At 74.8% G+C, this 13,794-nt stretch carries 13 protein-coding genes; 9 read left to right on the forward strand and 4 right to left on the reverse strand.

Annotation, left to right across the window (positions count from 1 at the left end):
* Positions 1–92: 92 nt before the first annotated feature.
* On the reverse strand, positions 93–1,775 hold the full coding sequence (gene pgm / locus AC24HA_RS02495) for a phosphoglucomutase (alpha-D-glucose-1,6-bisphosphate-dependent) (protein ID WP_425710095.1): 1,683 nt from the start codon (positions 1,773–1,775) through the stop codon (positions 93–95).
* 121 nt (positions 1,776–1,896) lie between these two features.
* Between pgm and AC24HA_RS02500 the strand changes: the two genes are divergently transcribed.
* Both AC24HA_RS02500 and AC24HA_RS02505 read left to right on the forward strand, forming a co-directional pair.
* A complete protein-coding gene (locus AC24HA_RS02500; protein ID WP_425710096.1) occupies positions 1,897–2,379 on the forward strand; it encodes a hypothetical protein in 483 nt (160 codons plus the stop codon).
* 143 nt (positions 2,380–2,522) lie between these two features.
* Positions 2,523–3,272, forward strand: a complete 750-nt coding sequence (locus AC24HA_RS02505; RefSeq protein WP_425710097.1) for a hypothetical protein — start codon at positions 2,523–2,525, stop codon at positions 3,270–3,272.
* Positions 3,273–3,297: 25 nt separating this feature from the next.
* On the opposite strand, the gene AC24HA_RS02510 is transcribed toward AC24HA_RS02505, so the two are convergent.
* The gene (locus AC24HA_RS02510; RefSeq protein ID WP_425710098.1) at positions 3,298–4,590 is read right to left on the reverse strand and encodes an MFS transporter; all 1,293 of its coding nucleotides are present in this window, start codon (positions 4,588–4,590) and stop codon (positions 3,298–3,300) included.
* Between the two features lie 54 nt (positions 4,591–4,644).
* Between AC24HA_RS02510 and AC24HA_RS02515 the strand changes: the two genes are divergently transcribed.
* The 5 genes from AC24HA_RS02515 (at position 4,645) to AC24HA_RS02535 (ending at position 8,867) form a co-directional block, all read left to right on the forward strand.
* Positions 4,645–5,397 carry a helix-turn-helix transcriptional regulator gene (locus tag AC24HA_RS02515; RefSeq protein ID WP_425710099.1) on the forward strand — a complete coding sequence of 251 codons (753 nt, stop codon included), beginning with the start codon at positions 4,645–4,647 and terminating at the stop codon, positions 5,395–5,397.
* A 76-nt stretch (positions 5,398–5,473) separates the two neighbouring features.
* Positions 5,474–5,821: a rhodanese-like domain-containing protein gene (locus AC24HA_RS02520; protein ID WP_425710100.1), complete on the forward strand. Its 348-nt coding sequence runs from the start codon at positions 5,474–5,476 to the stop codon at positions 5,819–5,821.
* A 56-nt stretch (positions 5,822–5,877) separates the two neighbouring features.
* Positions 5,878–6,753, forward strand: coding sequence for a DUF5926 family protein (locus AC24HA_RS02525; RefSeq protein ID WP_425710101.1), 876 nt, complete (start codon positions 5,878–5,880; stop codon positions 6,751–6,753).
* Between the two features lie 159 nt (positions 6,754–6,912).
* Positions 6,913–7,884 carry a glycosyltransferase gene (locus AC24HA_RS02530; RefSeq protein ID WP_425710102.1) on the forward strand — a complete coding sequence of 324 codons (972 nt, stop codon included), beginning with the start codon at positions 6,913–6,915 and terminating at the stop codon, positions 7,882–7,884.
* 116 nt (positions 7,885–8,000) lie between these two features.
* Positions 8,001–8,867 (forward strand): sulfite exporter TauE/SafE family protein, encoded by an 867-nt coding sequence (locus tag AC24HA_RS02535; protein WP_425710103.1) that lies wholly within the window; start codon positions 8,001–8,003, stop codon positions 8,865–8,867.
* A 56-nt stretch (positions 8,868–8,923) separates the two neighbouring features.
* On the opposite strand, the gene AC24HA_RS02540 is transcribed toward AC24HA_RS02535, so the two are convergent.
* Positions 8,924–11,278: a hypothetical protein gene (locus AC24HA_RS02540; protein WP_425710104.1), complete on the reverse strand. Its 2,355-nt coding sequence runs from the start codon at positions 11,276–11,278 to the stop codon at positions 8,924–8,926.
* A 119-nt stretch (positions 11,279–11,397) separates the two neighbouring features.
* Here AC24HA_RS02540 and pheA point away from each other — a divergent pair, with 119 nt between their 5' ends.
* Positions 11,398–12,327 carry a prephenate dehydratase gene (pheA, locus tag AC24HA_RS02545; RefSeq protein WP_425710105.1) on the forward strand — a complete coding sequence of 310 codons (930 nt, stop codon included), beginning with the start codon at positions 11,398–11,400 and terminating at the stop codon, positions 12,325–12,327.
* Between the two features lie 75 nt (positions 12,328–12,402).
* Here the strand turns inward: pheA and AC24HA_RS02550 are convergent, their stop codons facing one another.
* Complete coding sequence (locus tag AC24HA_RS02550) at positions 12,403–13,224, reverse strand: ParA family protein (RefSeq protein ID WP_425710106.1); 822 nt, start codon at positions 13,222–13,224, stop codon at positions 12,403–12,405.
* A 160-nt stretch (positions 13,225–13,384) separates the two neighbouring features.
* Here AC24HA_RS02550 and AC24HA_RS02555 point away from each other — a divergent pair, with 160 nt between their 5' ends.
* Positions 13,385–13,792 carry a TOBE domain-containing protein gene (locus AC24HA_RS02555; protein ID WP_425710107.1) on the forward strand — a complete coding sequence of 136 codons (408 nt, stop codon included), beginning with the start codon at positions 13,385–13,387 and terminating at the stop codon, positions 13,790–13,792.
* The last annotated feature ends 2 nt before the right edge of the window (positions 13,793–13,794 follow it).

Below are 13,794 nucleotides of genomic sequence, written 5' to 3' on the forward strand. Positions count from 1 at the left end.
CGCCGGTCGGGCCCCGGTGGCCCCAGGATGGCAGGACATCGGTGATCGCGCGCGGGGTGGGCGGCGCGCGTCGACCGGGACCGCGCGGAAGGCTAGGCGCCGAGCGCGCTCCCGACGACGGCGCGCGCCTCCTCCTGTACGCGGGCGAGGTGCTCCTCGCCGAGGAAGGACTCGGCGTAGATCTTGTACACGTCCTCGGTGCCCGAGGGGCGCGCGGCGAACCAGGCGTTCTCGGTGGTCACCTTGAGCCCGCCGATGGCCTCGCCGTTGCCGGGCGCGTCGACCAGGCGGGACGTGATCGCCTCGCCCGCGAGCTCGGTGGCGGTGACGTCGTCGGGGGCGAGCTTCCTCAGGCGGTCCTTCTGCTCGGGCGTCGCGGGGGCGTCGATGCGCGCGTAGGCGCTCGCGCCGAACCGCTCGACGAGCTCGGCGTGCCGCCGGCTCGGCGAGGAGCCGGTGACGGCCGTGATCTCCGAGGCGAGCAGCGCGAGGAGGATGCCGTCCTTGTCGGTCGTCCACACGGTGCCGTCGGTCCGCAGGAACGAGGCGCCCGCGGACTCCTCGCCGCCGAAGCCGACCGAGCCGTCGAGCAGGCCCGGGACGAAGTGCTTGAACCCGACCGGCACCTCGATGAGCCGACGGCCCAGCGAGTCGGCCACGCGGTCGATGAGCGAGGACGAGACGAGGGTCTTTCCGATCGCCGCGTCGGCCCGCCAGCTCTCGCGGTGGGAGAAGAGGTAGTCGATCGCGACGGCGAGGAAGTGGTTGGGGTTCATCAGGCCGCCGTCGGGGGTGACGATGCCGTGCCGGTCGGCGTCGGCGTCGTTCCCGGTGGCGATGTCGAAGGGTGCCGCGGCGCCGCCGGTGGTCGCCATGGCCTCGCGCAGGGACGCCATGGCCGACGGCGAGGAGCAGTCCATCCGGATCTTGCCGTCCCAGTCCAGGGTCATGAACCGCCAGGTCGGGTCGACGTCGGGGTTGACCACCGTGAGGTCGAGGCCGTATCGCTCACCGATCTCGCCCCAGTACGCGACCGCCGCACCGCCGAGCGGGTCCGCGCCGATGCGTACGCCGGCCGCCCGGATCGCGTCGAGGTCGAGGACGTTGGCCAGGTCGTCCACGTAGGCGGACATGAAGTCGTGGGTCCGGGTGGACTCGGCCGCGAGCGCCCGCTCCACCGGGAGGCGCTCGATCTGGCCGACCCCGCTCCCGAGCAGCTCGTTGGCGCGGTCCGCGATGGCCGACGTCGCCGCCGAGTCCGCCGGGCCGCCGTGCGGGGGGTTGTACTTGAAGCCCCCGTCGCGCGGCGGGTTGTGGCTGGGGGTGATGACGATGCCGTCGGCCAGACCGGGCCCGTCGAGGCGGAGCCCGCCGGTGGTGCCCGCGCCGTTGGCCCGCAGGATCGCGTGGGACAGCGCCGGTGTGGGGGTGTACCCGTCGCGGGCGTCGACCCGCAGCTCGACGCCGGCCGCCGCCAGGACCTCGACCGCGGTGGTCCACGCCGGGTCGGACAGTGCGTGCGTGTCCCTGGCGAGGTACAGCGGGCCGTCGACCCCGGCCGACCGGCGGTGCTCGACGATCGCCTGCGTGATGGCGACGATGTGCGCCTCGTTGAACGCGGTGTCCAGGCTCGAGCCGCGGTGGCCGGAGGTCCCGAACGCTACGCGCTGCGCCGGATCCTCGGGGTCGGGCGTGCGGTCGTAGTAGGCGCCGCGCACCTCGTCGACGTCGATGAGGTCGTCAGGCTGTGCAGGCGTGCCGGCGCGGGGGTCCATGGACTGATCCTGCCAGCAGCGGGCCCGTTCTTCGAGGGGGTGGTCACAAGCGTCGCCCGCCGACGACGGACGGGCAGAGGTACCGATGGGCGTCCGGTCTCCCGCCTGCCAGGATCGGCCCGTGACCGTTCCCCACCCGAGCAACCCGTACGCGTCGCCGCCCACCGGTGGCCACCCGGCACCGCGCCGTCCGGGTTGGATCGTCGCAGCCTCGATCCTCGTGTGGGTCATCGCCCCGTGGCCGCTCCTCTACGGCCTGTTCGCCACGTTCATCGGCGGGCTCGGACGGATGCTCGACGCCGGCGGTTCCCGCGTGTTCGGTACGCCCGGGCCCGCGACGGAGACGCTGATCATCGGGATTGCCTGCGTGGCCGTCTCGAGCCTCGCGATCGTGCTTGCCGCCCTGCTCTGGCAGGGCCGCAACGGCGCACGTATCGGGCTCACGGCGACCGCCCTGGTCGCGGCCGTCGCGCTCGTCGTGCGACTCCCGGAGGCCGAGGGCAGCCCGATCCTCGGGCTCGCGCTCGCGGTGTTCGTCGTCGTCGCGATGTGGCTCCCGGCCAGCTCTCGGTACATCCGGATGCGCCGCGCGCTGCGGCCGTGAGCCGGTCCGCGGGGACGCGTACGACGAGGGCGGACCCGGTCGGCCGACCGGGACGGACGCGCGGCGTCGTCCGGGGCACGTCTGCCCGGTGGGCGCTCGTCACACTTCGGTCCCGACGGGCGGGAAACTGCCAGACTTGACGCATGTCGAACAGCTACGGGCAGGACGGGTGGGGCCCGGCGCCCCAGCAGGGTGACCCCTGGGGCCAGAACCAGCAGGGCGGCTTCGGCCAGCAGACCCCGTACGGGCAGAGCCCGGCGGACCCGGGCGTGCCCGAGGCCCCGCGCTATGGCGCCTACGCCCAGCCCGGCGAGCCGCAGTTCGGCGCCTACGCCCAGCCAGGGGACCCGCAGTACGGGCAGAACGCTCAGTACGGCCAGAACGCTCAGTACGGGCAGCAGCAGGGTGGCCTGCCCGCCTACCAGGGCCAGGACACCAATCCCTTCGCCGCGCCGCAGCCCTACGGCGCGACGCCGATGCACGGGGGGCCCGTGCGCCGACCGGGCATGCTCAGCGCCGCCTGCATCATCCTGTGGGTGATCTCCGGGTTCGCGCTGCTCGGCGGGATCGGGGTGATGGCCATGCAGCCGTCGGAGCTCGGGTTGAGCAGCCAGGACAGCGGCGTCCAACAGACCGTCGGCGTCGTCATCATGGTCATGGCCGCGCTCTACGCACTTCTCACCGTGTTCGTCTGGAAGGGCTCCAACGTCGCCCGCATCATCCTCACCGTGCTCCTCGGTCTCTCGCTCCTCGGCAGCCTCGCCCAGCTCGGCCAGGGCGTCGATGCCGGGGCCACCGTCATCGGACTGATCCTCGTCATCCTCGTACTCGTCTTCATGTGGCAGCGCACGAGCACGGACTACATGAAGTACCGCGCGGCTACCAAGAGGTAGTCGCGCCTGCGCCGCCGCGCACGGGTCAGGCGCGTGCGTCGGCACGTCCCGGCGGGGCCCCGGTGTCCGCTCCGGCGTCGTCCGGTGACCTGCCTGTGCCGTCCGCCGATGGCGGACCCCCGTCGCCTCCCGGTGCCCGGCCTCCGGCGTCGCCGGCCGTCGCCGACCGGGGATCCCGCAGTCTGACGAGGGCGAGCGCGGCGATCGCCGGGAGGGCGATCATCGGCAGCAGCGCCTGCTGAAGGCCGACCCGGTCCGCGAGGGCGCCGATCGCGGGGGAGGCGAGCCCGCCGATCGACACGGCCAGCCCGAGCGTGACCCCATTGGCCGTCCCCATGTGGCGGGGCAGGTAGTCCTGACCGAGGCTCACGTGCAGGGAGAACGGCACGTACAGCGCCACGGACACGAGCGGGACGAGCAGGAACGCTGCCGGGCCCGGGACGAGGAGCAGCCCGGCGAGCAGGGGCACGGCCGCGAGGTACGCCCCGCGCAGGATCGAGGTGCGTGGCCATCGGCGGGCGAGGTGGCCGCCGATGGCTGTCCCGAACGCACCGCCGGCGTAGAACACGAACAACGACGCCGCCGCGGCCGCCTCACCCACCCCCTCGTGCCGCCCCATGAACAGCACGAGGAACGAGCCGAGCCCGACGAACACGATCGAGCGGCAGACGATGGCGACCGACAGGCGTCCGAACGCCGACCAGTCGTCCCGCCCACGGGGCCGCGTGGACGCCGCACCGCCGACCGCGGACGGCCGGGCGCGTCGTCGCCCGGCGAGCGCGACCGCCACGACGCCGGTGAGCGCAGGGACCACCAGGAGCGGGCTCGCGGCCAGGCCGAGGAGCCCGATCGTCGGAGCCACGACCAGCGGCCCCGCGGCGAAGCCGATGTTCCCGCCGAGCGAGAACCACGCCATCACCACGTGGTCGTCCCGCGCCAGCTCCCGGGCCCGCCCGGCAGCCGCCGGGTGGAAGGCGGCCACCCCGACGCCGGACACCCCCACCACGGTCGCCGTGACCCAGAAGTACTCCGAGACCGACACGGCCCCGATGCCCAGGCCGGCCAGCAGGATGCTCACCGGGATCAGCCACGGCATCCGCCACCGGTCGCCCAGCGCCCCGAAGATCGGCTGCACCACGGAGGAGGACAGCGAGAAGGCGAGCACGATGCCGGCCGACGCCGCGTAGCTGTAGCCGCGCTCGAGCACGAGGAAGGGCACCAGGGCGGCGACGGCCCCCTGGTAGAGGTCGACCGTCGCGTGGGAGTAGGCGAGGAGGCGGGCCGAGCGGCGCGCCCGGGTCGGGACGACGGAGGTCATGCCCCCACCCTGAGGCGCGTACGGCATTGCGCACCTTCGCTAGTGTGCCAACTTGTGTCGAGAATCCGCCATCACCCGGAGGCGCCCACCGAGGTGCGGCACCTGCCCGGCGGCGCGGGCGTCGACCTCCACCGCCACGACGGCCCGCAGCTCATCAGCGCGAGCACCGGCGTGCTGGAGGTGCTCACCGCAGAGGGCACGTGGTTCACGCCGCCCACCCGCGCCGTCCTGGTCCCCGGCGGGACCGCGCACACCTGGCGGGTCCACGGGGCCACCACCGTGCGGATGGTCGGCATGCCGACGCCGACGCAGACGTCCGTGAACCACCCCGACGACCCCGCCCCGTCCCTCGTGGTCGTCACGCCGCTCGTGCGCGAGCTCCTCGTCGCCTGCTCGGAGCAGGGGCGCGCCGAGACACCGGCCGAGCGCCGGCTGCTGTCCGTCCTCGCGGACCAGGTCCTGCCGGCCCGGGAGGCCCCCACCGTGGTCCCAGTCCTCCGCGACGAGCGGCTCCGGCGGGTCGCGCAGGTCGTCGAGGAGCGGCTGGCGGAGGGCCCGAGCCTGTCCGACGTCGCGCGAGAGGTCGGTGCCGGCGAGCGCACGCTCTCGAGGCTCTTTAGCAGCGAGCTCGGGATGAGCTTCACGACCTGGCGCCACCAGGTGCGCCTGCACCGGGCGAACCTCCTGCTCGCCCAGGGGCGCTCCGTCACCCGGGTGGCGGCCGACTGCGGCTACGCGACGCCGAGCGCGTTCATCACGGTCTTCCGGGCCGCTCTTGGCCGCACCCCGGGATCGGTCTACCGGTAGGTGCGCCCCCGCCGGCCGGTTCACCTCCGCGCGGACAGCACTGGACGGACGGCGCAGGGCCAGGAAGGCTGGAGACATGCCCATCCCCGACGCACCCAGCACCATCACGATCGCCGACCTTCCCGGCCAGACCATCCCGGAGGGCTACACGCTCCTCGACGTCCGGGAGGACGACGAGTGGGAGGCCGGCCACGCCCCCGGCGCGGTCCACATCCCGCTCGGCGAGCTCACCGAGCGGGCGGACGAGCTCGGCGACGACGACATCCTCGTCATCTGCCGCACCGGCGGACGCTCAGCCCGCGCCGCGCAGTGGCTCAACCAGTCCGGCTACGACGCCTGGAACGTCGACGGCGGGATGACCGGTTGGGCCGCCGCCGGCCGTGAGATCGTCGCCTCCGACGGCTCCGTGCCCGAGATCATGTGACGCTGCGCCGCGGCCCGGGCGCACCCCTGGCCGCGGCGCAACTAGGCTTGCCTGTCATGGGTAAGGCATCGAGGCGCCGCGCGCGCCAGCAGGAGCGGCCGACGCGGGTGCGCCCGCCGAAGGCGGAGTACGTCGAGCGGCCCTTCGAGGGGCTGGCCGCGGAGACCGACCTCGTGGCGATGCGCGAGATCGTCCCCGCCGCGACGATCCCCGTCCGCACGACCGCCGACCACGGCGGGGCGGACGTCCTCATCGCCAGCCTGCTGCCGGACCTCGCCCCGGCCCTGCGCCGCGAGGACGGCACGATCCTCGTCGGCATGCAGACCGCGAGCAGCTCCGGGGACGCCTCCCGGGACGTGGCGCACGCGCTCCTGCGGGCCCTCGAGCTCGAGCCCGGCCAGCCCCTGCCCGTCGGCGGACTGCCGGAGCCCGGCCCGCGCCTGCAGGACATCCTCGACCCGGGCGTCGAGCCCGTGGTCACCGTCCACGAGGACTTCGCGTACTGGCTCTCCGACGAGCAGCGCGGCGAGGCCGACGTGGCCCAGGCCGTCAAGGACAGCGCCGAGCAGATCGTGCCCACCGTGCACATCGACTCCGCGGGCTCGGCCTACTGGTGCCGGATGGGCCGCGAGTTCGTCCGGTGGGTCCGCCCCGAGGACCCCGAGGCCGTCTTCGACGCCCTCGCCCGCCTGCACGCCGCGCGCGAGTCCGCGATCGAGGAGGGCACCCGGTTCGTCGGCGCCTTCCGCACGTGCGGGCTGCTCGTGCCCGTGTGGGAGCTCGCCGAGGGCACCGAGGCGGACCAGATCGCCCGCCCGCTGGCCGACCTCGGCGCGCGCCTCGACGCCGCGCTCGCGATCGAGGAGCCGCTCGACCCCGACGCGCGTCGCGCCCGGGCCGGCCTCGTCAGCCGCCAGGTCTCCCTGCGCTGACGCACCGCCGGGGACACCGCCGACCGGTCACCTGCACGACGAGCAGACATACCGTCGGCGCCCCTTGCGCGGGGGCCCCGCCTCCCCGCACGGCTCGCCGGGCCGCCCGTTCGCGGACAGGTCACGGACCGTGGCGTGCAACCTGGTTAGGCTAAGGCTGTGGCGCAGGACTCCAGGCGGGTGGCGGTGGTCGTCCCTGCCAAGGACGAGGGCACACACATCGCTGCCACCATCCGTGCCTGCCGGGCGATCCCGCACGTCGATCTCGTCCTCGTCGTCGACGACGGGTCGACGGACGACACCCAGCACGTGGCACGCGCGGCCGGCGCCGTCGTGGTCCGCCACTCCGTCAACCGCGGCAAGGCGTCCGCGATGGAGACGGGTGCATCGGTCGTGTCGATGCGGGACCTGCCCGACGCCCCGGCCCGGGCGCTGCTCTTCGTCGATGCCGACCTGCAGGACTCCGCCGTCGGGCTGTCCCCGCTCGTCGAGGCCGTCCTCGCCGGCGAGACGGACCTGGCGGTCGCCGTCCTGCCGCCCCAGAAAGGCTCCGGCGGCCGCGGTCGCGTGGTGCGGATGGCGCGCGCCGCCATCGAGTCCGCCACCGGGTTCGTCAGCGCCCAGCCGCTGTCCGGGCAGCGGTGCCTCACCCGCCGCGCCTACGAGACCGCGCAGCCGCTCGCGCGCGGCTGGGGCGTCGAGGTGGGCATGACGATCGACCTGCTCGTCGCCGGGCTCACCGTCCAGGAGATCCCCTGCGACGTCAGCCACCGCCCCACCGGGCGGGACATCGCCGGGCGCATGCACCGCATGCGCCAGTACCGCGACGTCGCGATGGCCGTCGCCGGTCGCGTCTCCCGGAGGCACAACGTGCCGATGAGCCGGCGCAGCGCCGAGGCGGACGACCAGCAGCCCGGCGAGCCCTACCGCGCGTGGGCACCCCGGCGTCCCGACGAGCCCCCCGACGACGCCACGCCCGTGGACGCGGGGCGGGTCGACGCCCGGGAGGCCGGCGGGAAGCGCGGCGACGCGGCGCTCACCGGACCGGCGGCGCAGGATCCGGCAGGCGAGCCCACGGCGGAGACCCCCGAGTCGCCCGACTCCGCGGGGTCGGCCCACTCGCCCGCGTGACCCCGGGCCGCGTTGTCTGCCGCGGCGGGGTCCGGTGCGGCGGGTCGCGCAGCGAGCTCCGCGGCCGCGCGGGTCGCGGCCGCGGGCCTCGCGCGACGCTCCGATAGGGGACGCCCGTGGAGACCCTCGTCCTCGCGGCGGCGATCGGTGTGCTCGTCGGCGTCGTCGTCGGCACGCTGGGGGCCGGCGGGGGAGTGCTCACGGTCCCGGCGCTGGTCTACCTCGTCGGGTTCGACCCGCACGCGGCGGCGACCGCCTCGCTCGTCATCGTCGGGGCCACCTCCCTGGTCACGCTCGTCCCGCACGCGCGGCGCGGCCACGTGCGGCTGCGCGGCGGGCTCGTCTTCGGGGCCGTCGGCGCGGTCGCGGCCGTGGGTGGTGCGTGGCTCGCCCACCTCGTCGACGGCCCCGTCCTCATGGCCGCGTTCTCGGTGCTGCTCCTCGGCGTCGCCGTCCTCATGGCCCGCCGCGCGACGACGGAGCGTCGTTCGGCATCCCCGGAGGAAGCCTCGGAGGCGGCCCCCGAGGCGGCTCCCGAGCTGGCCACCGAGGCGGCCACCGGGGCGGTCGCCGGGGCGGTCGCCGGGGCCGAGGGGGTGCGGCGAGGAGTCCTCGTGCTCGTCGGGCTCGCGGCGCTCGTCGGCCTGCTCACGGGGCTCTTCGGCGTCGGCGGGGGTTTTGCGGCGATCCCCGCCCTGGTGCTCGCTCTCGGCTATCCGGTGCGTGACGCCGTCGGGACCTCGCTGCTCGTCATCACCGTCAACTCGGCGGCCGGCCTGATCGCCCGCGTCCCGCAGGGCATCGAGCTCGACTGGCCGCCGGTCCTCGCGTTCGCCCTCGCCTCGACGATCGCCGGCCAGCTCGGCGCCCGGCTCTCGACCCGGGCCTCCACCACCGTGCTCACGGGGATCTTCGCGGCGCTGCTCGCCGTGGTCGCGGTGCTCACGGCCTCGCGCGCGCTGCCCGCGCTGCTCACCGGCTGACGCGAGCGGTCCGCCCGGGCAGGACCTCAGGCGGTGGCGCTCACCCGGGCAGGACCTCAGGTGGTGGCGCTCACCCGGGCCGGCTCCTCGGGCAGGGGGCCGTGCCGGGGCCGCTCGAGCAGCCAGGACGTGAGCAGCACGAGCGTGAGCGGCACGACGAGCGCGATGCCCAGTGCCGGGATGACGATCCCGGAGTCGTTGACGGCGAACCCGATCACCCACAGGATCACCAGCGACACCGCGGCCGGTCGCAGCACGAGGGCCGCCTCCGGCAGGGCGCGCGCGTCGGCCGCGGGGCGGTCGCCGACCGCGGGCTCGGCCGGGCGGCGCACGAGCCACCCGTAGTCCGAGGTCGCCGCCGTGTCCGGTCGCCGCAGCGGACGGGCCACGAGCACGACGACGACGATCGCCCCCACCGCGGCCATCACCGTGAAGGGCGAGGACACCAGGATCTCGAGGTTGCGGCCGAGCTTGCGCCAGATGACGTCGAACGCACCGCCGTCGAGGACGGTGGCGAAGAAGCGGCCCAGGTGCGAGCGCTCGTCCGGGGGGCGCAGCCAGTCCAGCAGCGAGACGCCCCCGACCACCACGACCGTCACCACACCGATGACCAGGATCCGCGGCCAGGTCAGCCGGACGCGCGCCACGAGCAGCGCGAGCACGACGAACGCGGGGATCATCGCGGGAGGCCCGCCGAAGTCGGCGCCGATCGCCGGCCAGCCGTCGATCACCGTGGCGACCGCGCCGATCACCAGCGCCGAGACGGCCGCGACCCGTATCCGCCCGCGGGCGACGAGCGCCTGCGCGAGGGTCGCCGCGAGCACGAGCGAGGCGGTCGCGAACAGGGTGAAGTAGTGGTTCGACATGCCGTAGTAGCGCGCGCCGATCTGCGGCTGGGTCCCCAGCACGGACCCGAGGAACAGGTGCGAGCCGCCGATGACGTCGGCGGCGATGACGACCGCCGTCGCCCCGGACACGACCGCCAGGGGGCCCACGATCGATCGCCGCCACGGCCCGGCGCCGGCGACCACGGCGAGCAGGACGGCGCCACCCAGGGTCGCGCCCGCGAGCGCCAGGCCCGGCTCGCCGGCGCGCCACCACGGCAGCACGGAGGAGGCGATGAGGGCGAACGGAAGGGAGGCCACGACCAGTGCCGCGCTGCGCAGGACCCGCAGGACCGTGCGCCTCGCCCGCTCCGTGCCACCCAGCGCTGCCAGGACCCGGCGGTTGAGCCCGACGAGGGCCGCCGCGCCCAGGGCGATGTTGAGCCCGACCAGCCACAGCACCGCCGGCGAGACCAGCGGCGCGACCGCGGCTGCCCGCAGTCCCACGTCGCGCAGGCCGTCCGCCCGCGCCTCCGGGTCGTCCTCGACCTGGCGGGTGACGATCGGGGAGCCCACGAGCCCGCCCGGTCGTTCGACGTCGAGCAGGGACAGGACGGTCGGCAGGAGGTCGGGGGCCTGGACCATGCCGTCGGTCCGGGTGGCCGGGGAGGTGGCGAGGCCGGAGCCGTCGTCCGCGCCGGCGATCGTCAGTGCCTGGAGACTGGAGCTGCGCGTGCCGTCGTAGAGGGAGGCGAGCAGGACCGTCGGGTCTGTGCCGCTCTCCTCGATCGCGTCGACGACGGCGCCCACGCGGCGGTCGAGCGCAGGGGTGGGGAGGCCGAAGTAGTCGCGTTCGCCGTCCGGGACGCGGCCGGTCGCCTCGGCGGGGTCGAGGTCGACGACGACGACGTCCGCGCCGTCCGCGAGAGCGGCGGCCACCTCCTCTGCGAGCGCGTCGTCGTCCTCGGGTGCGGGGCGCGCGTCGGCGACCGAGCCGTCCGGCTCGGCGAGGGCCACGGCAGCACCTGGGCCGATCGCGACCGGGCTGCGGCCCGCCTCGGCGAGGGCTGCGCCCAGCGTGCCGGGGACGGCGTCGAAGCGATCTGCCCGCGCGTTGTCCACGTAGTCCGACCAGCCGACCACGGACCAGTCCTGGCCGGAGCCGGCCGGGACCTCGGCCGGCGGGACGCAGTCGCCGCCGTCGCGCTCGCCGGACGCCCGCTGCCCCGCAGAGACGGCGAGCCAGCCGTCGGTCCGGCACGTCGTCGAGCCGACGGAGCGCACCACGAGGTTGGCCGAGTACCCCTCGGCGACGAGCTCGGCGATCCGCGGCGTGCCCTCGGCGTCGATGTTCCGCCAGGTGAGCCCGCCGGTGCCGAGGAGGACCACCGGGGCGTCGTCGTCGGGCCCGGCCGTGCGGGGGTCGCCGACCGCGGTCGTGGTCGCGGACCCGGCCGGAGCGCCGGTGGCGCCGTTGGCCAGCAGAGGCAGGATGAACGGGCTGACCATCGCGATCATCACGAGGACGCCGAGCACCAGCATGACCGTGCGGCGCCGGTCGGAGCGCCTCCGGTCGTCGCGCCTCACGCGAGGACCGGCCGTGGGTGGATCGGGCCGGAAGACATGCGTCCGAGGGTACGTGCCGTCGGCCGTCCGGCAGGTGCGGGACCCGTCACGCGGGGGTCGGTCGCGGATAGGCTCGGCCGGTGCGCTACACCTACCTGGGCCCCGAGGGCACGTTCACCGAGGAGGCCCTCAACCAGATCCTCGACCCGGCCGACGTCGCCGAGCCGAGCACCGACGTCCCCGGCGCGCTCACCGCGGTGCGCGAGGGCCGGTTCGACCGGGCGGTCGTGCCGATCGAGAACTCCGTCGAGGGCGGCGTGAACGCGACCATCGACTCGCTGGTGGCGGGCGAGGAGCCGCTCGTCGTCGTCGCGGAGATGCTCGTGCCGATCCAGTTCGACCTGATCGCGCGCGAGGGGACCGAGCTGGCCGACGTGCGCCGGATCGCCACCCACCCGCATGCGTGGGCGCAGTGCCGCGGCTGGGTCGCCGAGCACCTGCCCGGCGCGGTGCACGTCCCCGCGACCTCCACGGCTGCCGCCGCGGGGATGCTCGCGGACGAGGGCGAGCCCGGTTTCGACGCGGGCATCGTCTCCCCGCTGGCCGGCCGTCGGTACGAGGTGCCGGTGCTCGCCCACGACGTCGGGGACAACCGCCAGGCCGTCACCCGCTTCATCGCCGTCTCCCGCCTCGTCGCGCCGCCCCCGCCGACCGGCGCCGACAAGACGACCCTGCTCGTCCACCTGCCCGACGACGAGGCCGGCGCCCTGCTCACCATGCTCGAGCAGTTCGCCGCGCGCGGGGTCAACCTCTCCCGCATCGAGTCGCGCCCGATCCGGGACGCCATCGGCCGGTACGCCTTCTCCATCGACGCCGAGGGGCACGTGACCGACGAGCGGGTCAAGGCCGCGCTGCTCGGCCTGCGCCGCGTCTGCCCCGTGGTGCGCTTCCTCGGCTCCTACCCGCGCGCCGACCAGCGCCGCCCGGTGCTCGCCCGCGGCACGTCGGACCAGGAGTTCCACGAGGCGCGGGCCTGGGTGTCGGCCCTCGCGGACGGCACCGCCTTCTGACCCATTTGGCGAGTGAGCCGACTTCTGCCTGTCCGACGTGGCGAGTGAGCGGACTTCTGCCTGCCGGGTGAGCGTCTACTCGGCTTGCGGATGGGCGTCGATCAGCTGAGCGGCCAGCCGTGAGTAGTGCCGCGCGAGCTCGCTGTCCGCCTTCCAGATGCCGAACGGGCGCTGCCGGCTCGAGGGAGTCCCGTCCTCGGTCGGGAGCGCCGGGACGACGGGAGACAGCGCGAGCTCCGACCAGCCGGTGGCGGCCGCGAGGTCGGCGACCGTCGACGCGTCGGGTCCGGAGCCGCGAACCGGCGCGCCCACCACGACCCCACGCAGGCGCACCAGGTCCGGTCCGGCGTCGTCCCCGACGAGCGTCTGGTACCTGTCCACGCTCGTGAGGATGTCGCCGACCTCGGCAACGTCGCCGGGGGAGCCCGACGTCGTGACGATGACGTCCGTGGCAGCGTTCAGCGCCGCGACGAACCGCGCGCCCGACCGGATCCGGCCGCAGTCGATGACGACGACGTCGAACTCGTCGGCCGTCGTCAGGGCGTGGCGCAGCTGCGGACCGGCCCCGGCGCGGGGCTCCCTCGAGGGCCCCGACGACGCCGGGAGCAGCTTGAGCCCGGCGTGGTCGCGGGTGGGGACCGAGAGCGAGCGGGCCCACCCGAGCGGGTAGCGGTCGTCGAGGATCGCGCCGACGTCCTGTCCCTTCTCCCAGGGGGCGGCCTGGAGCCAGCGCGTGGCCTCGCCGTCGGGGGAGAGGTCCACGAGGAGGACGGTGAGGTCGGAGCGGGCGGCCTCGAGCGCGAGCGCGACCGCCGTCGTCGCGCCGAAGGAGGTCGTGCCCGAGTGAGACACGGCCAGGACCTGGCGGCCTGACCTGGGGGTCGTCGTCGCCGTCATGGAGTCACGCTATCGACCGCGCGGGCGGCGCGAGTCCCCCGGCGGGGGGACAGGAGCTCACCCATGGGGAGGAATCTCGGTCAGTCGTCGGGCAGGAGTCCGCTCACTCGTCGATGATGATCCCCGAAGTTTCCGCAGGTGCGCGAACTAGCATCTGCTCATGCCGCACATCCGGATCCGCGCCGTGGCCGATCTTCTCGGGGTCTCCGACGACACCGTGCGTCGCTGGGTCGACCAGGGTCGCCTCGAGGTCGTCGACGACGGCGGCAGGCGCTCCGTCGACGGCGCGTCGGTCGCCGCCCTTGCGCAGGAGCTCGCGAGCGAGAAGTCCGTGGACTCCCTCGACGACGGTATCGACCGCCGGTCGTCCCGGAACCACCTCACGGGCATCGTCACGCGCGTCGTCTCCGACCAGGTGATGAGCCAGGTCGAGCTTCAGTGCGGCGCCTACCGGGTCGTGTCCCTCCTCTCGACCGAGGCCGTCGATCAGCTCGGGCTCGTGGTGGGCTCCCCCGCGACCGCGGTCGTCAAGGCCACCAACGTCTCCATCGAGGGCACGGGCACCTGAGG

The organism is Georgenia sp. Z1491 (assembly GCF_057652395.1).

Excerpts from the sequence above, each read along its gene's own strand:
- AC24HA_RS02525 (WP_425710101.1), top strand. The coding sequence starts at position 5,878 with ATGGGTAAGGCATCGAGGCGCCGCGCGCGCCAGCAGGAGCGGCCGACG.
- AC24HA_RS02550 (WP_425710106.1), bottom strand. The coding sequence starts at position 13,224 with ATGACGGCGACGACGACCCCCAGGTCAGGCCGCCAGGTCCTGGCCGTG.
- AC24HA_RS02510 (WP_425710098.1), bottom strand. The coding sequence starts at position 4,590 with ATGACCTCCGTCGTCCCGACCCGGGCGCGCCGCTCGGCCCGCCTCCTC.
- pgm (WP_425710095.1), bottom strand. The coding sequence starts at position 1,775 with ATGGACCCCCGCGCCGGCACGCCTGCACAGCCTGACGACCTCATCGAC.
- AC24HA_RS02520 (WP_425710100.1), top strand. The coding sequence starts at position 5,474 with ATGCCCATCCCCGACGCACCCAGCACCATCACGATCGCCGACCTTCCC.
- AC24HA_RS02505 (WP_425710097.1), top strand. The coding sequence starts at position 2,523 with ATGTCGAACAGCTACGGGCAGGACGGGTGGGGCCCGGCGCCCCAGCAG.
- AC24HA_RS02555 (WP_425710107.1), top strand. The coding sequence starts at position 13,385 with ATGCCGCACATCCGGATCCGCGCCGTGGCCGATCTTCTCGGGGTCTCC.